2 protein-coding genes (1 of these 2 cut by a window edge) are annotated in these 22,469 nt (G+C 72.2%); both read right to left on the minus strand.

Translation table 11 applies throughout. The features are described from left to right. A complete protein-coding gene (locus ACQP06_RS32105; RefSeq protein WP_433668629.1) occupies nucleotides 1-18,957 on the minus strand; it encodes a non-ribosomal peptide synthase/polyketide synthase in 18,957 nt (6,318 codons plus the stop codon). Beyond that, on the minus strand, nucleotides 18,957-22,469 hold the 3' end of the coding sequence (locus ACQP06_RS32110) for a non-ribosomal peptide synthase/polyketide synthase (protein ID WP_433668630.1). The gene runs 14,487 nt beyond the window's last position; 3,513 of the gene's 18,000 nt are visible here — the last part of the coding sequence; its start codon lies beyond the right edge, outside the window; the stop codon is at nucleotides 18,957-18,959. The genes ACQP06_RS32105 and ACQP06_RS32110 overlap by 1 nt, the downstream gene beginning before the upstream one ends.

The following is a 22,469-nucleotide window of genomic DNA, read 5'->3' on the forward strand; positions in this document are numbered from 1 at the left end:
CTAGGTCCGGGGCGTGGTGGTGTTCAGCACACGGGCGATGGACACGAGTGCGTCGGGCGAGGTCATTCGCCAGTGGGTGGCCGGGACGGCGATGTTCTCCAGCTCGCCGTCGACGGCGTCGGTCCAGCTCGAGATGCCTCGGCTGCCGGTCGGATCGTCCAGGGCGGCATGGAAGTACAGCAGGTCGCCGCTGAATCGGCGGGGACGGTAGGCGGCGATGAGCGGGAACGAGGCGACCGCGCTGTCCACGATCCGGGCGATCCGGTCCGCGCCGACCTCGGCTTCGGCGTCGACCAGTCCGGGAACCTCGCCCAGCAACTCGGTCACCGGCACGGCGTCCTCGGCGCCGTCGCCGACGTCGAGCGAGCTGTCGAGCATGGCCAGCGTCGCGACCTGCTGCCCTTCGGCCTGGAGCCGCACCGCCATGGCGTGCGCCAGCACGCCGCCGAGCGACCAGCCGAGCAGGTGGTACGGCCCCTCGGGCTGTACCGCGCGGATCTCGCGCACGTAGCGCGCCGCCCACTCTTCGATCGAATCCGGCAGCGGCACATCGGCGGCCAGGGTCGGAGACTGCAAGCCGTAGATGGGCCGGTCCTCGTCCAGGTGCGCGGCCAGGCCCGCGAAGGACCAGGACACGCCGCCGACCGGGTGGACACAGAACAGCGGTGCGCCCGTGCCCGACGGCCGGATCGGCAGCAGGACACCGAAGGCGGCGTCGGCGTCGATACCGCCCGGAGCGCTCAGCGGTCCCGCCATCTCGGCGGGGGTCGGCGCGGCGAAGACCAGTACGACCGGAACCCGCTGTCCGAGTTGCTCACCCAGCCGGGTGGCCAGGCGGACGGCGAGCAGCGAGTTGCCGCCCAGCTCGAAGAAGTTGTCGTCCAGGCCGACCTGCTCGGCGCCCAGCACCTCCGCGAACACCGCGCACACGGCGATCTCCACGTCGGTGCCCGGGGCACGGTATTCGCGCGCCGCGAACTCCGGCGCGGGCAGGGCGGCGCGATCGACCTTGCCATTGGCATTGCGCGGCACGGCGTCCAGGAACAGCAGCGCCTCGGGCACCATGTAGCTGGGCAGCAGTCCGGCGAGCCGGGCACGCACCTGCTCGGAGTCGATGGCGTCGGCCGCGCTGTAGTAGCCGACCAACCGGGCGGTGTCGGCCGCACCGTCGACCACCACGACCGCGTCGGTCACGCCCGGGTGCGAGCGCAGGGCGTGCTCGATCTCGGCCAGCTCGATGCGGTAACCGCGCACCTTCACCTGGAAGTCGCGGCGGTCCACGAATTCCAGTACGCCGCTGCCCGATTCGTCGGCGGCCCGGGTCCAGCGCACCAGGTCACCGGTGCGGTAGAGGCGGGAACCGGCCGGACCGAAGGGATCGGCGACGAAGCGCTCCCCCGTCAGGTCCGGGCGGCCGTGGTAGCCGCGGGCCAGCTGCGCGCCACCCAGGTACAGCTCACCGGTGACACCGACCGGCACCGGCCGGAGCCGGTCGTCGAGGACGTAGACCCGGTTGCCCGGCTCGGGCGTACCGATCGGCACCACGGCCTGGCGGATGTCGGTGTCGGTGCGGAATCGGGTGACCGACACCGCCGCCTCGGTCGGGCCGTACAGGTTGTCGATGCGGGCGGGCGTCGCCGCCGCGGCGCGGGCCAGGGTCCGCGCCGGCAGCGCCTCACCGATCACGAGCAGGCGACGCAGCGACGCGGGCAGGCCCGCGCCGGCGACATCGGTCAGCATGGCCAGCAGCGACGGCACCAGGGTGAGGGTGGTGACCGACTCCCGGCGGACCAGGTCGAGCAGGCCCTCCGGATCGTGTTGCGCGCCATCGGGAGCCAGCACCAGCCGGGCGCCGGTGCGCAGCGCCCACCAGAGTTCCCAGATCGAGAGGTCGAAGGCCGCGGAGGTCATCCACAGCACCGCGTCGCTCTCGGTGAGCTCGTATTCGGACTGCATCCAGTCCAGCTGGTGCGCGACGGCCGCGTGCGGCAGCGCCACGCCCTTGGGCTTGCCGGTCGAACCCGAGGTGAAGATGACGTAGGCCGGGTCCGCCGGCGAGGACGGCGCGTTGCGCTCCTCGTCGCGAATCGCGTTGCCCGGCAGCGTCATATCCTCGGCGGCCGAGACGTCGAGCAGGATGGTGTGCTGCAGCAGCGTGTCCGGCAGGGTCATGCCCCGCGTGGCGCTGGTCAGCACGACCGGCGGCGCAGCCGTCTCCAGCACCATGGCGGTGCGCTCGAGCGGGTGGGCCGGATCCAGCGGCACGTACGCGCCACCGGCCCGCACCACCGCGTACATGGCGATCAGCAGTTCGATGCTGCGCGGAAGCGCCAGCGCCACCAGGGTTTCCGGTCCTACGCCCACCCCGAGCAGTACCCGGGCCAGGCGGTTCACCCGCTCCGAGAAGTCGCGGTAGCTCACCGCCCGCCCCTGCTCGACGAGCGCGATAGCGAAGGGCGTGCGCAGCACCTGCGCGTCGAAGGCGTCGAGCATTCCGCTCGGCGGGAACGCGGTTCCGGCCGGGTTCCAGTCCCGCAGCAGACGTTCGGATTCCGCCGCGCCGAGGATGTCCACATCCCCGATCGGCGACTCCGGAGCGGCGATCACCCCGGCGAGGAGGCGCTGCAGGCGATCGGCGAAGCCGGCGACGGTGACCTCGTCGAACAGGGCGGTCGCGTAGGTCATGGTCGCGGTCATCCCGGCCGGCGCGCCCGCGGCGTCGTAGCGGTCGGTGATGATCAGGTGCAGGTCGAACTGCGAGACGTCGGTATCGAATTCGATGGCCGAGACCCCGAGCCCGTCCAGGTCGAGACCGGCCTGGCCCTGGTTGTGGAAGGAGAACCCGACCTGCACCAGCGGGTGGCGCGCGGTGGAGCGCTCCGGGTTGAGCACCTCGACGAGGCGCTCGAACGGCACGTCCACATTGTCGAACGCCGCGACGTCGCGGGCCCGGGTGCGGCGGACCAGGTCGGTGAAGCCCTCGGCCGGTGCGACCTCGGTGCGCAGCACGAGCGTATTGACGAACATGCCGACCAGGTCGTCCAGCGCCGCGTCGCCACGCCCGGCGACCGGGGTGCCGACCGCGATATCGGTCGATCCGGTGAGCCGGGACAGCAGCGCCGCGAAGGCCGCGTGCACCGTCATGAACAGCGTCGCGCCGGCGGTGCGGCCCAATTCGGTGAGGGCCGACTGGGTTTCGGCATCGATGGTGAAATCGACGCGGCGTCCGTCGGTGTCCAGCACCACCGGCCGGGGCCGGTCGGCGGGGACGGTCAGCAGCGGGGGCAGCCCGGCCAGCGTCTCGGTCCAGAAGCTCAGCTGGCGGGAGGCCAGCGAGGCCGGATCGTCCTCGGAGCCCAGCAGCTCGCGCTGCCAGACCGCGTAGTCGGTGTACTGCACCGGCAATGGCGTCCAGGCCGGGGCGACGCCGGCCTTGCGTGCCGCGTAGGCGGTCATGACGTCGCGGGCCAGCGGCGCCAGCGAGGTGCCGTCACCGGCGATGTGGTGCATCACCACTACGAAGACATGGTCCTCGGGGGCCAGCTGGAACAGCGCCGCCCGCAGCGGCACCGCCGCGGTGACATCGAAGCCCTGGCTGATCATGTCGGTGACCGCCGCGGTGACGGTCGCCTCGGTGACCGGAATCGCCGCGAGCGCCGGAAGATCCGCGACCGCGGTGGCGGGCAGCACCAGCTGCACCGGACCCGCCGCCGTCTCCGGGTAGACGGTGCGCAGCACCTCGTGCCGGACCACCACGTCGGCGATCGCGGCCTGCAGCGCCGCCACGTCCAGGGCGCCGGTCAGGCGGATGGGGAGCGGGATGTTGTAGGCGGCGGAGTCCGGTTCCAGACGGTTCAGGAACCAGATGCGCTGCTGCGCCAGCGATACCGGCACCGGGCCGTCACCGACGCGGGGCAGCAGCGGCGGGCGGGCGGGGGCGTTCGCGTCGGCTTCGAGCACGGCGGCGGTGAGCGCCTCGACCGTGGTGTGCTCGAATACCGTCCGCACCGGCACCCGCGCGCCGAAGGCGGCGCTCAGTCGCGCGGCCAGCTGGGTCGCGGTGAGCGAGTTGCCGCCGAGGGCGAAGAAGTCGTCGGCGATGCCGACCCGCTGCCCGTCCTCGATGCCGAGCACCGCGGCGACCACCTCGGCGACCGTGTGCTCGGCCTCGGTGCGCGGCGCGATGAACTCGGCGGTACGGAATTCGGGCTTCGGCAGGGCGCGGCGATCCAGTTTGCCGTTGACGGTCAACGGGATCGAGTCCACCACCACGAAGGCCGACGGGACCATGTGGGCGGGCAGCAGCTCGGCCGCACCGGCGTGGATCGTGTCCACGACGGGCGCGACACCGTCCTGCGGCACCACGTAGGCGACGATCCGCAGATCACCCGGCTGATCCTCACGCACGATGACCGCGGTCTGCGCGACCCCGGCCTGCGCCAGCACCGCGGACTCGATCTCACCGAGCTCGATACGGAAACCGCGGACCTTCACCTGGTCGTCGGCGCGGCCCAGGTATTCGAGCTCGCCGAAGCGGTTCCAGCGGGCCACGTCACCGGAGCGGTACAGCCGCTTACCGGTCTCACCGAAGGGGCTCGCCACGAAGCGGGTCGCGGACAGGTCGGGGCGACCCAGGTAGCCGCGCGCCAGCTGCGCACCGGAGATGTACAACTCGCCCGCGACGCCGACCGGCACCGGGTGCAGACGCTCGTCGAGCACGTAAGCGTGCAGACCGGGAATCGCATGACCGATCACCGATCCGGTGGCGACGGCGATGGTTTCGGCGTCGAGCATCCGGTGGGACACGTGCACGGTGGTCTCGGTGATGCCGTAGATGTTCACCACCTGCGGCGAGGTATCACCGTGGCGGGCAATCCAATCCGAGAGGCGGCGCAGTTCCAGAGCCTCACCGCCGAGGATCAGGTAGCGCAGGGCGAGCGGCTGCTGCTCCCCGGCGGCCGTCGCGAGACGGTCCGCCTCCGAAAGCTGGTAGAAGGCCGACGGGGTCTGGTTGAGCACGGTGACCTGCTCGCGGCGCAGCAGTTCCAGGAACTGCTCGGGCGAACGCGACACGTAGTAGTCGACGACCACGAGCTTGCCGCCGTAGAGCAGCGGGCCCCACAGCTCCCACACCGTGAAGTCGAAGGCGTAGGAGTGGAACAGCGTCCACACGTCCTCGTGATCGAAGTCGAACTCGGGCACGATGTTCGCCATGAGCTGCACGACGTTCCGGTGCGCCACGGCCACGCCCTTGGGGCGGCCGGTGGACCCGGAGGTGTAGATGACGTAGGCGACGTCGTCCGGTCGCAGCAAGGTCAGGCGGTCGGCGTCGGTGATCGGCGCGTCCGGCCACTCCTGCGAATCACCGTCCAGCAGAATGATGTTCAGATCCGGTGCCGGTTCGCCGTCCCGCGTCAGCGCGGACCGCACGGTCGAATCGGTGATCACGCTGGTGGGTCGCGCGTCCGACAGCACGTACGCGATGCGGTCGGCCGGGTAGGACGGATCGATCGGCACATAACCCGCGCCGGACTTGAGCACCGCCAGCAGCGCCACGACCAGATCGGCCGAACGCGGCAGCAGCACCGCGACCAGCGACTCCGGACCGGCGCCCGCCGCGATCAGCCTGCGCGCCAGTGCGTTCGCGCGGCGATCCAGCTCGAGGTAGGTGAGCTCCTCGTCGCCGAACCGCACCGCGACCCGCTCCGAGTGCGCGGCCACCGTGGCGTCGAACAGGCTCGGCAGGGTGGCGTCGGACTCGTCGACGCCGTCGCCGGTGTACCCCCACAGGTCGGTGACGTCGCGGCGCTCGGCCGCCTCCATCAGGTCGATGTCACCGATGGGCGCGGTCGCGTCCGCGGCCACGGCGCGCAGTACGCGTTCCATCCGCTCGGCGAAGGACACGATGGTCTCGGCGTCGAACAGGTCGGTGGCGTAGTTCATTTCGATGGCCAGCCGGCCCTCGGCGTCCGGTTCGCCGGACACGGTCACCTGCAGGTCGAAGCGAGCCACCGGGGCCACGTAGTCGACGCCCTCCAGGGCCAGGCCGGGGGCCGAGTAGGACGGGTTGTCGAGGTTCATGTACGTCAGGGCGACGGTGAACAGCGGGTTGCGGGACTGGCTGCGGGGCAGGCCGAGCGCGTCCACGACCTGGTCGAACGGCACGTTCGCGTGGTCGAAGGCGGCCAGGTCGACCTCGCGGGTCTGCGCCAGCAGCGCGTCGAATCCGCGGCCCAGGTCGGGGCGGGTCCGCAGCACCAGGGTATTGACGAACATGCCGACCAGGTCGTCGAGGTCGGCATTGCCGCGGCCCTCGATCGGGGTGCCGATGGCAATGTCGGTGCCCGCCGACAGGCGGGCCAGCAGCACCGTCAGCGCGGCGTGCCACACCATGAACGGGGTGACGTTGTGCGCCTCCGCGATTCGCGTGATCGCGGCGGTCAGATCGGCGTCCAGGTGAGTGTGGAGGTACGCGCCGTGGCCGGAGGCCACCTCCGGGCGGGGCCGGTCGGTGGGCAGGGCGATCTCGTCGGGCAGGTCGGCCAGGGTCTCGGTCCAGAACGCCAGTTCGCGGGCGCCGACGAGCTCCAGGGTGGCCTGCTGCCAGAGCGCGAACTCGGCGTACTGCACGGGCAGATCCGTCCACTCCGGCGCGTGCCCCGCCGCCCGGGACAGGTAGGCGGTGATGGTGTCGCGCAGCAGCGGGTTCATCGACTGGCCGTCACCGGCGATGTGGTGCTGAACCACCACCAGCATGTGGCTGTGCTCGGTCTCGCGCAGCAGCGCGACGCGAATCGGCACGGTGTCGGTGACGTCGAAGCCGGTCGAGACGAAGGCTTCGATCCAGGCAGGGTCCGCGGCGTTCGCGCCGGTGTGGATCTCGAGCGGGAGCGGCACGGTCTCGGCGGGCAGGATCAACTGGTAGCCGAGGCCGTCGGCGTCGGACGGGTAGATGGTGCGCAGCGCCTCGTGGCGAGCGACCACGTCGGCGAAGGCCGCCGTCAGCACGGTGGTGTCGATCTCGCCGGTGATGCGGACCGCGGAGGGCAGGTTGTAGGCCGCCGATTCGGGGTCCAGGCGGTTGAGCAGCCACATGCGGGTCTGCACCGGGGACAGCGGGATTCGCTCCGGCCGGACCATCCGGCGCAGCGGCAGGCCGGTGCCGCCGGCGGTGACCAACGCCGCCAGTCCGGCGACGGTGGGGGCCTCGAACAGCTGGCGCACCGACAGGTCCGCGCCGAGCGCCGCGTTGGCGCGGGCGATCAGGCGCATGCCGAGCAGCGAATTGCCGCCACGGGCGAAGAAGTCGTCGTCCGCGCCGAGGGTGACGCCGCCGAGCAGGTCCCCGGCGAGAGCGGCCAGGGTGGCTTCCGCGCCCGCCGCGGGTTCGCGGAAAGCGACGGTGGCCGAGGTGAACTCGATGGCGGGCAGGGCCGCCCGGTCCAGCTTGCCGACGGTGGTGAGCGGCATCGCGTCCAGCACCGCCACGTGGGCGGGCACCATGTACGAGGGCAGCTGGGTGCGGGCGTGGGCCAGCACCGCCTCGGCGTCGAGCTGCTCGCCGGACACGTAGCCGACCAGGCAGTCCGCCCCGGTGGTGTCCTGGGCCAGCAGCACCACCGCGTTGGCCACGCCGGGCGCGGACAGCAGGGCGGCCTCGATCTCGCCGAGCTCGACGCGCTGACCGCGCAGCTTGATCTGGAAGTCGTTGCGGCCCATGTAGACCAGGTCGCCGGTGCGGTTCCAGCGCACCAGGTCGCCGGTGCGGTACATGCGCGCGCCGGGCACGCCGAACGGGTCGGCCACGAACCGGTCGGCGGTCAGCGCGCCGCGGCCCTGATAGCCGCGGGCCAGCTGGGCGCCGGCCAGGTAGAGCTCGCCGATGACGCCCATCGGCACCGGGCGCATGCGGGCGTCGAGCACGTAGGCGCGGGTGTTCCAGTTCGGGCGGCCGATGGCGACCTCGAAATCCGGGTCGGCGTCGGAGAACTCGTGGTAGATGGTCGAGATGGCGGCCTCGGTCGGACCGTAGGCGTTGTGCACCGAACCGCCGACCAGCTCACGCAGCCGGCCGAGCAGTTCGACGGGCAGCGCCTCACCACCGGTGTGCAGGTGGCGGAACGACTTCAGGGCGTCGCCGTGGCCCTCGGCGATCAGCGCGGCCAGCACCGACGGCACGTGTTCGGCGATGGTGACGCCGAATTCGCGCATCAGGTCGGCCAGGTAGTCCAGGTCCAGCGGGCCCGGACGCGGAACCACCAGGGGCGCACCGACCATGGCGGGCAGGAAGCACTCCCACACCGAGACGTCGAAGGCCAGCGGGGCCCGCTGCATGATGCTGTCCTCGCGGGTGACGCCGTAGCGCTCCTCGAGCCAGCGCAGCTGGTTCATGATGGCGCGGTGGCTGGTGGCCACGCCCTTGGGCAGGCCGGTGGAGCCGGAGGTGTACAACACGTAGGCCAGGTTGTCCGGGTGCAGCACGCCGAGCCGGTCCGCGTCGGTGATCGGCGCGTCCGAGAACTCCTCCAGCGCACCCGATTCCGCCAGCACGGCGAGGTCGAGCACGCGAACGCCCGCGAGTTCGGGCAGCGTGGCCCCGCCGACGGTCAGCACCAGGGTGCTGTCCGAAGTGCCGAGCACATGCGCGATGCGGTCGGCCGGATGGGACGGGTCGACCGGCACGTAGGCGGCGCCGGCGGCCACCACCGCGTACAGCGCGACCACCATGTCGACCGACCGCTGGGCGGTGACGCCGACGATCGCGTCCGGGCCGACGCCCTGCGCGATCAGCAGGCGGCCCAGGCGATTCACGCGCCGGGCCAGGTCCGCGTAGCCGACCCGCTCGCCCTCGAAGACCAGCGCGTCCACGTCGGGATCCAGCGCGGCCCGCGCGTCGAGCAGTTCGGCCAGGGTCTCGACCGGCAGCGGCCGGGTGGTGGCATTGCGATCCACCAGCAGCGCACCGCGTTCGGCGCGCGACATGATCTCCACGTCACCGGCGGCGACGCGGGGATCGGCGAGCAGCGCCCGCAGCACGCGTTCGAAGGTCTCCTGGAAGCCGCCGATGGTGGCGGCGTCGAAAAGATCGGTCGCGTAGGTGATGTAGACGTCGATGCCGCCGGGCGCGCCGTCGGCGCCGGTGGTCTCGGCCAGCGTCCAGTCCAGGTCGAACTGGGTGGCGGTGGCGTCCACGGTGAGCGCCTCGATGGCCAGGCGGTTCAGCTTGATGCTGGGCCGGGCGTGGTTCTGCAGGGTCAGCGTCACCTGGGCCAGCGGCGCGTGCGCCTGGGAGCGCACCGGATTCACCGCTTCGACCAGCATCTCGAACGGCACCACGGCGTGGTCGAAGGCGGTCAGATCGGTCTCGCGGACCTGGGTGAGCAGCTCGGCCAGGGCGGCGTCCGCGCGCACCTCGGTGCGCAGCACCAGGGTGTTGACGAACATGCCGACCAGGTCGTCGAGGGCCTCGTCGCCGCGGCCCGCGACCGGGGTGCCGATCACGATGTCGGCGGTGCCGGACAGGCGGGCCAGCGTCACCGACAGCGCCGTGTGCAGCACCATGAACGGGGTGACCCGGCGGTCGGCCGCGAAAGCCAGGACGGCCGAGTGCAATTCGGCGTCGAAGCGGCCGCTGAAGCCCGCGCCGCGGCCGCTGGCTACGGCGGGCCGGGGACGGTCGGTGGGCAGGGGCAGCACGTCCGGGACGCCGTGCAGGCGGCGGGTCCAGTGCGTGAGCTGCTGGGCCAGCACCGATTCGGGGTCTTCGGGGCCGCCGAGGGCAGCGCGCTGCCACAGCGCGAAATCGGCGTACTGCACCGGCAGCGGCGCCAGGTTGGGGACCTCACCGGCGCAACGCGCCACGTAGGCGGTGGCGATGTCGCGGGTGAGCGGGCCGAAGGACCAGCCGTCGGCGGCGATGTGGTGCACCACCAGGACCAGCAGGTGGACACCCGGCTCGTCGGTGAGTTCGAGCAGCCGGATGCGGAACGGCACCTCGGCGGTCACGTCGAAGGCGGTGCGCGCCACCGATTCCACCAGTCCGGGCAGTTCCGCGGCGGTGACGGACTCGGGGACCAGGTCGATCAGGCGGGTGCCGGTGGGCAGGATGAGCTGGCTCGCCTGGCCGTCGTGCTCGGGGTAGATGGTGCGCAGGGTCTCGTGACGGTCCACCACGTCGGACACGGCCGCGCGCAGGGCCTCGATGTTCAGCGCACCGGTGAGGCGCAGCGCGAACGGAATGGTGTAGCCGTCGCGAATGTCGAAGCGGTTCAGGAACCACAGCCGCTGCTGGGCGATGGACAGCGGGATGTGGTCGCCGCGTTCCTGCGCGACCACGGGCGGCAGCTCGACCAGCGTCTCGGCGTCGGCCGCGCGGATCTTGGCGGCCAGGCCCGCGACGGTGGCGTCCTCGAACACCGCGCGCAACGGAATCCGCACGCCCGCGGCCTTGCCCAGGCGCGCCACCAGCTGGGTGGCGATGAGCGAGTTGCCGCCGAGGGAGAAGAAGTCGTCGTCCGCGCCGACTCGCGCGGCGCCGAGCAGGGAGGCGAAGACCTCCGCGACGATCCGCTCCTCGGGGCCGGTGGCCGCGCGGAAGGCGGTGGTGGCGGCGGCCGGGGCGGGCAGCGCGCCGCGGTCCAGCTTGCCGGAGCTGTTGACCGGGAAGGAGTCCAGGCTCATCAGGACGGCGGGCACCATGTAGACCGGTAGTCGCTGCGCCAGTTCGGCTTTCAGCGCCGCCACCGAGATCTCGGCGCCCGCGGCGGGCACCACGTAGCCGACCAGCTGCGCGTCGGCGCCGGAGCCGTGCACCACGACCACGGACTGGGCGACCTCGGGGTGCGCGGTCAGCGCGGCCTCGATCTCCCCCAGCTCGATGCGCAGACCGCGCAGCTTCACCTGGAAGTCGGTGCGGCCCAGGTACTCCAGTTCCCCGTCGCGGTTCCACTTGACCAGGTCACCGGTGCGGTACATGCGCTCCGACCCACCGAACGGGTTGGCCACGAAGCGATCCGCGGTCAGGCCCGGGCGGGCCACGTAGCCGACCGCCAGCTGGTCACCGGCGAGGTACAGCTCGCCCGCGACGCCCACCGGGACCGGGCGCAGGCGCGCGTCCAGCACGTAGAGCTCGGTGTTGAAGGTGGGCCGGCCGATCGGCACGGCGTCCACGTCGGCATCGGTGACCCGGTGGTAGGCCACCTCGACCGCGGCCTCGGTCGGGCCGTAGAGGTTGTGCAGTTCCGCGCCGGTCAGCTCGCGCAGCCGGTGCGCGGGCTTCGAGGACAGCGCCTCACCGGAGGCGAAGACGATCCGCAGCGAGGTGCAGCGCGCGGCGGCCTCCTCGGCGACGAAGACGGTCATCATGGACGGCACGAAGTGCGCGGCCGTGATGCCCTCGCGGGCGATGAGTTCGGCGAGGTACACCGGATCGCTGTGGCCCTCGGGCTTGGCGATCACCAGGCGCGCGCCGATCTGCAAGGGCAGGAAGAACTCCGGGACCGACACGTCGAAGGTCATCGGGGTCTTCTGCAGCACCACGTCGGCGGCGGTCAGGCCGTGCGCCGACCGGCCCCAGACCAGGCGGTTGACGATCGCGGCGTGGCTGACCGCGACGCCCTTGGGGCGGCCGGTGGAGCCGGAGGTGAAGATGACGTAGGCGGTGTTGGAATCCCGCAGCGGGGCACTGCGATCCGCGTCGGTGATCGGCGCCTCGGCGATGCCGGTCAGGTCGAGCAGGTCGATGCGCACCTGGGCGGTGTCGAGCGGCAGGTCCACGCCGGCGGTCAGCACGGTCACCGGGTCGGCGGTCTCGAGGATGTACTCGAGCCGGTCGGCCGGGTGGTCGGGGTCCAGCGGCAGGTAACCGGCGCCCGCCGCGGACACCGCGTACATGCCGATCACCAGGTCCAGGGAGCGCCGCATACCCAGTGCGACAAGCGATTCCGGGCCGACGCCCTCGCTGATCAGCCAGCGCGCGAGCTGGCGGACGCGGCCCGCGAACTCGGCATAGGACAGACTCGTCCCCTCGAAGGTGAGGGCGACGGCGTCGGGGGTGCGGGCGACCTGCTCCTCGAACAGCGAGATCAGGGTCTTGGCGTCCGCGGCGGCGGCCGGGGTCAGCCCCAGCGCGGCGTCCACATCGAAGGCGGTGTCGTTCCAGCCGCGCACGACCAGGTCGCGCTCGACCTCGCCGAGCAGGTCGATGTCGCCGACCAGGACGGAGGCGTCGGCGGCCACGGCGGCCAGCAGGCGGCCGAACTGCTCGGTGAGCGAGGCCGCGGTGGCGGCGTCGAACATCTCGGTGGCGTAGCGCAGGTTGCCGGTCAGACCGGACTGCTCGCCGAGTTCGCCGACGACCAGGTGCAGGTCGAATTTGACCGTGGGGTCGTCGATCTCGACGGGGGTGACGGCCAGTTCGGGCAGCTCGAAGGTGCCCGTGCCGCCGCTCATCCGGGCGTCGTTGAACGACAGCATGACCTGGGCCAGCGGCGGCGCGCCGGTGGTGCGGTCCACGGCCAGCGCGTCCACGATGCGCTCGAAAGGCAGTTCGGCGTGGCCGAAGGCGGCCAGGTCGGCGGTGCGCACGGCGCCCAGCAGATCGGCGAAGCTCCGGTCGGCCTCGACCTGGGTGCGCAGCACCAGGGTGTTGACGAACATGCCGATGAGGGCGTCGAGTTCGCGTTCGCCGCGGCCGCCGATCGGGGAGGCGACCGGGATGTCGGCGGTGCCGGAGGCACGGGCCAGCAGGGCCGCGAAGGCGGCGTGCACGACCATGAACAGGGTGACGCCGTGCGCCCGCGCCAGCTCGCGCAGTCCGGCGGCCACGGTCTCGTCGACCGAGAACGGCACGGCCGCACCGGCATTGGTGGCCACGGCGGGGCGGGGACGGTCGGCCGGGAGGGCGAGCTGCGGCGGCAGGCCGGCCAGGGTCTCGCGCCAGAACTCGATCTGCTGGTGTGCGACGGTGCCGGGGACCTCGGCGTCGCCGAGCAGTTCGTGCTGCCAGAGGCTGTAGTCGGCGTACTGCACGGCCAGCGGTTCCCAGCCGGGCTCCTGGCCCGCGACCCGGGCCAGGTAGGAGCGCATCAGGTCGCCGATGAGGGGCTGCAGCGACAGCGCGTCGGCGGCGATGTGGTGCACGACCACGGCCAGCACGTACTCGGTCTCCGCGGCGGCCTCGTCGTCGAGGACGAACAGCGCGATGCGGGAGGGCAGTTCGGCGGTGACGTCGAATCCGGCGGTGGCGAAGGCGGTGATCGCCCCGGTCACCTCGGCCGCGGTGACCGGCACCGGGCTCAGGCTCAGGCCGATGTCGGCGATGTCCAGGATCTGCTGGTACGGACCGGCTTCCGAGTCCGGGTAGCTGGTGCGCAGCGACTCGTGGCGGGCCAGCACGTCCAGGGTGGCCTGCTCGAGGGCGGCGATGTCCAGGTCGCCGCGCAGGCGCAGCACGATCGGCAGGTTGTAGACGCTGTGCTCGCCGTCCTCGGCCTCGATGCGGTTGAGGAACCACAGGCGCTGCTGGGCGGGCGAGAGCGGAATGCGGTCCGGGCGCGGGCGCGCGGCCAGCACCGGCCGGGCGGCATCGGGATTCGCGGCCACCAGCGCGGCGGCCAGGCCCTCGACGGTGGAGAACTCGAACAGCAGGCGCACCGGCACCCGGGAGCCGAGCTCGGCGCCGATGCGGGAGGTGACCCGGGCGGCGTCCAGGGAGCTGCCGCCCAGGGCGAAGAAGTCGTCGTCGAGACCGGCGCGCTCGGCGTTCAGCACCTCGGCGAACACGGCCGCCACCAGGCGCTGGGCCGGGTCGATCGGCTCACGGAAGGCCTTGGCGCGCAATTGCGGAACGGGCAGCGCCTTGCGGTCCAGCTTGCCGCTGGAGTTGAGCGGCAGTTCGGTCAGCGCCATCAGGGCGGTGGGCACCATGTAGGGCGGTAGCACCCGGGTCAGGCCCTCGCGCAGGGTCTCCGGGTCCAGCTCGACACCGGGGGCGGGCACCACGTATCCGGCCAGGAAGTCGCCGGAGTCGGCGTCGACCAGACGCACCGCGGCCTGAGCCACCTCGGGCGCCAGCAGCAGGGCGCTCTCGATCTCGGCCAGTTCGATGCGCTGGCCGCGGAACTTGATCTGGAAGTCGAGGCGCTCGAGGTAGACCAGCTCGCCGTCCTCGGTCCACTTCACCAGGTCGCCCGTGCGGTACATCCGCGACCCGTCACCCCCCTGCCCACTCGGGCCGAAGGGGTTGGCCACGAAGCGATCCGAGGTCAGGTCGAAGCGGCTGTGGTAGCCGCGGGCCAGCTGGGCGCCGGCCAGGTACAGCTCGCCGGGCACGCCGATGGCGACCGGGTGCAGGCGCGAATCCAGCACGAACACCTGGGAGTTCCACTCCGGCTCGCCGATCGGGACGGCGAGGGTGTCGGAGCGGTGCGCCTCCCGGAAGGTGATGGACACCGCGGCCTCGGTGGGGCCGTACAGGTTGTGCACGCCGGCGTCGCTGACCGCCCAGAAGGCGGTCACGGTCTCGGGCGGCAGCGCCTCGCCGATGACGAAGATGTCGCGCAGTGAGTCGAGTTCGCCCGCCTCGGCGTGCGCGGCGAACACCGACAGCATGGACGGCACGAAGTCGGTCAGCGTGACCTGGTGCCGGGCAATGGTTTCCGCGATGTAGCGGGGGTCGCGGTGGCCGTCGGGGGTGGCGACCACCAGGGTCGCGCCCGCGCGCAGCGGCAGGAAGTAGCCCCACAGCGAGACGTCGAAGGTGGTGGCGGTCTTCTGCAGGTAGACGTCCTGGGCGCGGACGCCGTACTCGGCCTGCATCCAGGCCAGCTGGTTGGCGATGGCGCGGTGGGTGACCGCGACGCCCTTGGGCTTGCCGGTGGACCCGGAGGTGAACAGCACGTATGCCGGGTGGTCGGGGTGCAGGACCCCGTGCCGCTCCTTGTCGCCGATCTTGGCGGCGGAGTAGTCCTCGAGGTTCAGTTCGTCGAGGTGGTGCAGGGGCACGTCGATGGTCTCGGGCAGCGTGAAACCGTCCCGGCGGGTGGTGAGCACCGAGTGCGGGCCCGCGGTGGCCAGGATGTGGCCGATCCGCTCGGCCGGGTGCGCGGGGTCGACCGGCACGTAGGCGCCGCCCGCGCGCAGCACGGCGTACATGGCCACGACCAGTTCCACCGAGCGCGCCATGGCCAGCACGACCAGCGATTCCGGGCCGACACCGGCGGCGATGAGGTGCCGCGCCAGGCGGTTGGCCCGCTCGGAGAACTCGGTGTAGGTCAGCTCGGTGTCGCCGAAGACCAGCGCGCGGTTCTTCGGCGTGCGCGCGACCTGCGAGTCGAAACCCTGGTGCAGGAACAGATCCGGGACGCGGGCGCCGGTGGCGTTCCAGCTGGAGGTGACATAGTCGTACTCGCCGGCGTCGAGCAGTTCGATATCGCCGACGGCGACGGTGGCGTCCGCGGTGGCGGCGGCCAGCAGGCGGGTGAACTTGGCGGCCAGCTCGCGCACCGTGTGGTCGTCGAAAAGGTCGGTGGCGTAGGTGTATTCGACCCGGTAGCCGTCACCGGCGGTGTTCACGGTGAGCTGCAGGTCGAACTTGGCGATGCCCGGATCGAAGTCCAGTTCCTCGGCCGTGAGGCCGGGCAGCCCGGCGGTCAGCTCGCCCAGGTTCTGCATGAACAGGGCCACCTGGAACAGCGGGTGGCGGTTGCGGGCGCGCGGCGGGTTGAGCACCTCGACCAGGCGCTCGAACGGCACGTCGCGGTGGGCGAAGGCGCGCAGATCGCGGTCGCGCACATGGGCGATGAGGTCGCCGAAGGAGTCCGCGTTCCGGACCTCGGTGCGCAGCACCAGGGTGTTGACGAACATGCCGACCAGGTCGTCGAGGGCCTGATCGCCGCGTCCGGCCACCGGGGTGCCGATGGCGATGTCGGTGGTGCCGGACAGCCGGGCCAGCACGGCGGCCAGCGCGGCGTGCAGCACCATGAACGGGGTGGCGCGGTGCGCGGCGGCCAGCTTGTCCACCGCGGCCCGCAGGTCGGCGTCCAGCACGGTCTCGAAGGTCGCGCCGCGACCGCTGGAGGCGGCGGGCCGCGGGCGGTCGGCGGGCAGGTCCAGCTGGGCGGGCAGTTCGGCGAGTTCGTCCGTCCAGAAGGAGATCTGGCGGGCGGACACCGAGTCCGGGTCGGACTCGTCGCCCATCCAGGCGCGCTGCCACAGCGCGTAGTCGGCGTACTGCACGGCCAGCGGCGCGAACTGCGGGCGCTGCCCGGCCTGGCGGGCCACGTAGGCCATCACCAGGTCGCGCACCAGCGGGCCGATGGAGGCGCCGTCGGCGGCGATGTGGTGGGCCACCACGACCAGGGTGTGGTCGCCGGGGCCCGAGCGCAGCAGCCGGGCCCGCAGCGGCACCTCGGCGGTGACGTCGAAACCCTGTGCGGCCAAACCCAGTACGGTGCCGACCAGCTGGTCCTCGGGCACGTCGCGCGGGGTCAGGTCGACCGCGGCGGCGGGCAGCACCATCTGGGCCGGGCCCTGCTCGGCGGCCGGGTAGTAGGTGCGCAGCGACTCGTGGCGCTCCACCACGTCGGCGAAGGCGGCCGCCAGCGCCGCGGTGTCGAGGTCGCCGCGCAGCCGCAGCGCGAACGGCATGTTGTCCACCGCGGCCGGATCGAATTCGTCGTCGGCCGGATCGTATTCGCTGCGCGCGTAGTGGTTGAGGAACCACATGCGCTGCTGGGCGGGCGAGAGCGGGATGTGGTCCGGGCGCGGGCCCGCGGTCAGCGGCGGCCGGGCCGGGCCCGCGTTGTCGCCCAGCGCGGCCAGCGCGGACACCGTCGGCCGCTCGAAGAAGTCGCGCACGTCCACGGTGACGCCGAGGGTCTCGCGGATGCGGGCGATGGCGCGGGTGGCGATCAGCGAGTTGCCGCCGATGGTGAAGAAGTCGTCGTCCGCGCCGACCACCTCGAGGTCGAGCAGGTCGGCGAAGATGGCCGCGACCGCCTCCTCGGCGGCGGTCTCCGGCGCGCGGTAGGCGGTGACGGCGTCGGCGAAGTCCGGTTCGGGCAGCGCCCGGCGGTCCACCTTGCCGTTCACATTGAGCGGCAGCCGATCCATCGGCACCAGCAGCGACGGCACCATGTACTCGGGCACGTGGGTGCGCACGGTGGAAAGCACGGCGGCACTGTCGATCTCGTGTCCGTCGGCGGCCACCACATAGCCGACCAGGTTCTGCTCGCCGTCGGCGCGGGTGTGCATGAGCACCGCCGCCTGCGCGACGGCGGCGTCGCGGCGCAGCGCGGTCTCGACCTCGCCGAGCTCGATGCGCAGACCGCGCATCTTCACCTGGAAGTCGCTGCGGCCCACGTATTCCAGCTCGTCGGGGCCGTTGTCGGGGTTGGACACCCAGCGCACCAGGTCGCCGGTGCGGTACATGCGATCGCCGGAGGGGCCTTCGGGGTTGGCCACGAAACGCTCGGCGGTCAGGCCGGAGCGACCGGCGTAGCCGCGGGCCAACTGCGGGCCGGCGATGTAGAGCTCGCCGACCACGCCGACCGGCACGGGACGCAGATCCTCGTCCAGGACCAGCACTTCCACGTCGTCGCCGGGGCTGCCGATCGGGATGGAGTCGACGTCGGCGGCGGTGACCTCGTGCGAGGTGGCCAGCACGGTGGACTCGGTCGGGCCGTACACGTCGAAGAGGGTCGCGCCACTGACGCTGCGGAAGTCAGCGGCGGTTCCGACGGGGACGGTCTCGCCACCGGTGAGCAGGTAGCGCAGCGAGTCGGGCATCTCCTCGCCGCTGCGCATCACCTCGCCCACCAGCGCGGCCAGCATGGAGGTCACGAAGAACGCTGTGGTGACCCGGGATTCGCGGATCACCCGCACCAGGTAGGCCGGGTCCAGGTGACCGTCGGGGCGGGTCATCGCGATCCGCGCGCCGGTGGTCAGCGGCCAGAAGATCTCCCACACCGAGGCGTCGAAGGTGGTGGAGGTCTTGAACAGCAGCGCGTCCTGGTCGGTGAGCCGGAACTGCCGCTGCTGCCAGCGCAGGAAGGCGATCACCGCGCGGTGCGGAATGGCCACACCCTTGGGGCGGCCGGTGGAGCCGGAGGTGAAGATGACGTAGGCCAGGTTGTCCGGGCCCGGCTGCGGTAGCTCCGGGTCGTCGGCCGGGGACAGCAGCCGGTCGCCGTTGATGCCCAGTTCCCGTGCGTTGTCCTCGAATTCGTCGATGCGCAGCACCGGCGCGGCGATCTCGAACGGCGGGTGATCGGCGGTGGTGGTGAGCACCACCGCGGGCTGGGCCACCTCGAGCACGTAGGAGGTGCGCTCGGCCGGGTGGTCCGGATCGATCGGCACGTACGCGCCGCCCGCCTCCAGGATGGCGAACATGCCGACCAGCAGTTCGAAGGAGCGGCGCACCGCCAGGCCCACCAGCACGTCCGGGCCGACGCCCAGGGTGCGCAGGTGGCGCGCGAGAACGGTGACGCGCGTGGCGAATTCGGCGTAGGTGAGGGTCTCGCCCTCGTAGTCCACGGCGATGGCGTCCGGGGTGCGCTGGACCTGCGCCCGGAACTGGGTGCTGAGCGTCTCGACCGGGGCCAGCTTGGGGTCCAGGACATCGGACGCCGCGAGCACGGCGTCGTCGACCAGGGCCTCGAGCGCCGCGGTCAGGCCGCCGGCCTCACCGTCCATGAGGCCGGGCAGCTGGCCGGAGACCACCACCTGGATCAGCGCCTCGGGCTCGAGCGCGCCGCCCATGGCCTCGCTCAGCATGGCGATCTCGGCGGCCAGGACACCGTAGGCGACGGTGTCGCCCGCGTAGCGCAGCGCGACGCGGTCGGCGTCCAGCTCCGCCACGACGGCAATCAGACATGGTAGGTCGCCCACGCCGTAGGCCCGGCGCAAGGCCGTGACCCGTCCGGTCCGGTTGGTGGCGATCGACTCTGCGTAGTGCATCAGAGGCTTCCTTCCGACGTGCTTTCCGTGCTGAGGACCAGGGCCTGCGCGTCCGCGGTGAGCGTGCTCAGGACCTGACGGAGTCCGGCCGCGCCGAGGGCGGCCAGAATGCCGGGCACCAGCCCGGCGAGTGCCACGTTGACCAGCGCCTCCGGCTTCGCGGCGGCGCCCATGGCGCGGGCGGTGACGGCGATCTTCTCGGCGAGATCCCGGTACGTCACCGTGTGCTCGCCGTGCGTGACGGCGACCGACGCGGGAGCGGCGGCCGCGGCGGCGGCGATCAGGGTGGGCAGGTCGGCCGCGGCAGAGGTGGAGGAATTCTGCTGCGGCGCGACCGATTCGGCCTTCGGCGCGCCGGTGCCGGGGCGGCGGTTGCGCTCCGCCTCGGTCCGGATGTCGATGGCGCGCAAGGACACGTCCGGGTTCGCGACGACGGTGTCGAGGACCGACCGCAGGCGCTGAGCCAGCAGACGCACGGAGTCGGCCTCGAAGATGTCTGTCGCGTACCCGAATCGCATGTCCAGGCCGGTCACCTTCCCGGCCGCGTCGTGCTGCTCGATGCCGGTGAGCTGGAGGTCGAACTTGGCCTCGATCAGCTCGGGCTCGAGCGCCGCCACGGTCAGCCCGGGCAGTTCGACCGACACCGGCGCCATGTTCTGGAAGGCGAAGGCCACCTGGAACAACGGGTTCACCGAGGCCGAACGGCCCCGGCCGGTGGCGGCCAGCACGGCCTCCACCACCCGCTCGAACGGGACGTCACCGTGGTCGAACGCGGCCAGATCGCGATCGCGCACCTGCTTCAGCAGGTCGGTGAAGGTCAGCTTGCCGTCCACCTCGGTGCGCAGCACCACGGTATTGACGAACATGCCGATCAGGTCGTCCAGTGCCCGCTCACCGCGACCGGCGACGGGAACGCCGATCGAGATGTCGCGCTGGCCGGACAGTTTGGCCAGCAACACGGTGAAGGCGGCGTGCACGACCCCGAACAGGGTGGCGCCGTGCGCGCGGGCCAGGGTCGACAGTCGTTCGACGGTGTCGGAGTCCACCGCGAAATCGATCGTCTTGCCCAGCATTTCCCGCCGCGCCGGCCGGGGCCGGTCGGTGGGCAGCTCCAGCTGGTCCGGGGCGGAGGACAGTTCGTCCACCCAGAAGGCCAGCTGGCGCGAGAGCAGGCTCTGCGGATCGGCGTCGGAGCCGAGCACAGTGCGCTGCCAGGCGGCGTAATCGCCGTACTGGACCTCGAGCGGGGTCCAGGCGGGAGCGGCGCCGGACGTACGGGAGGTGTACGCCAGCACCAGGTCCCGGGTCATGGGCAGCACCGAGTAGCCGTCGGCGCTGATGTGGTGCAGCACCACCATGAGGACGTGCTCGTCCGGAGCCAGTTCGAACAGCACGACCCGCACCGGCGGGGCCACGGTCACATCGAAGCCCGCCGCGGCCACCTCGACCAGCGCGGCCTGGAGGTCGTTCTCCGACACCGGAACCGGGGTCAGCTCGCCGTCGAGCTCGCCGACCTCGAGCACCACCTGCACGGCCTCGCCGTCCACCTCGGGGTAGCGGGTGCGCAGGATCTCGTGGCGCTCCAGCACATCCCGCAGGGCCGCCGTCAGCGCGGCCCGGTCGAGGTGGCCGGTGAGCCGGATGGCGGTCGGCACGTTGTAGGCGCCCGACTCCGGCTGCAGGCGGTTGAGCACCCACATCCGCTGCTGCGCCAGCGACAGCGGGGCCGGGCCCGCGTCGGTGCGGCGCACCAGCGGCGGCAGCGCGTCGGCGTGGTCGGCGGTGGCGATCCAGGTCGCCAGGCCGTCCACGGTCGGCGCCTCGAACAGGGCCGAGACCGGCACCCGCACACCGAGATCCGCGCCGAGCCGGGCGGCCAGGCGGGTCGCCATCAGCGAGTTGCCGCCGAGGGCGAAGAAGTCGGTGTCCAGGCCGATGAGGACGTCCTCGGCCGCGCCGATCACCTCGGCGAAGCCCGCCGCGACCGCCTGCTCGACGGCCGTGGTCGGCTCGCGGTAGGCCGCGACCGCGAAGACCGGCTCCGGCAGCTGGGCCCGGTCCACCTTGCCATTGGCGTTCAGCGGCAGGGCGTCCAGGACCATGAGCGCGGCCGGGACCATGTACTTCGGCAGCTCCGCGCCCAGGGCGGCGCGCAGCGCGGCCGACACCTCGTCGCGGTTGTCGTCGGCGGTGCCGGGCACCGCGGCGTAGGCGACCAGGCGCGACCCCGCGTCACCCGCGGTGCGGGCGACGGCGACCGCGGCGGTGACGCCGGGCTGGCGACGCAGCGCGGTCTCCACCTCACCGAGCTCGATCCGGAAACCGCCGATCTTGACCTGGAAGTCGGCGCGATCGATGTACTCGAGCGCCCCGTCCTCACGCCAGCGGACGATGTCGCCGGTGCGGTACATGCGGCCGCCCGCGAACGGGTCGGCCACGAAGCGGTCGGCGGTCAGGGCCGGGCGGCCGAAGTAGCCGCGGGCCAGCTGCGCACCCGACAGGTACAGCTCGCCGGGCACGCCGACCGGGACCGGCGAGAGCCGGGCGTCGAGCACGTACGCGCGGCTGTTCCAGGCGGGCGAGCCGATCGGCACGGCCTGCCGGTGCCGCTCGGCCACCTCGAAGGCGGTGATCGAGACGGCCGCCTCGGTCGGTCCGTACAGGTTGAACAGCCGTGCGCCGGAACCGTTCTCGGCGTGGTGGTCGAGGAACTCGGCGGCCGTGGCGGCGGGCAACGCCTCACCGATGGCCAGTACCGCGCGCACCGATTCGGGCAGCGGGCCGCCGGCCAGCAGCATGCCCAGCAGGGAGGGCACCGGGTGCAGGACGGTGACGCCGTGGCTCTCGATCAGGGCGCGCAGGCGGTCCGGATCGCGCTCCTCGCCCGCGGCCGAGACCAGCAGGCTGCCGCCGGTGGTCAGGGTGGACCAGAACTCCCACACCGACAGGTCGAAGGTGGCGGGCGTCTTCAACAACGCGCGGTCGCCCGCGCCCAGCTCGAATGTGGTCCGCAGCCAGCGCAACTGGTTGACGATGGCCGCGTGCGGCACCGCGACGCCCTTGGGCAGGCCGGTCGAGCCGGAGGTGAAGATGACGTAGGCCGGGTGCTGCTCGCGCAGCGGGCGCACCCGCTCGGCGTCGGTGACCGGGGCGGCGGACAGCGCGGACAGGTCGAGCCGGTCCACCTCGAGCACCGGCGCCTCGGCGGTGAACGGCACGCCGTCCGCCGAGGTGGTGAGAACCACCGCGGGAGCGGCGGTCTCGACGATGTAGGCGATACGGTCGGCCGGGTGGTCGGGGTCGATCGGCACGTACGCGCCGCCCGCCTTCACCACCGCGTACATGGCGACCACCAGGTCGATGCCGCGGCGCATGGCCAGCACCACGCCGGTCTCCGGGCCGACGCCGGCGGCGATCAGGCGACGCGCCAGGCGGTTCACCCGGGCGTCGAATTCGCCGTAGGTGAGCGAGGTTCCGGCGTCGTCCAGCAGCGCGACCGCGCCGGGGGCGAC

Source organism: Nocardia sp. CA-136227 (genome assembly GCF_050955695.1).
GTDB lineage: Bacteria > Actinomycetota > Actinomycetes > Mycobacteriales > Mycobacteriaceae > Nocardia.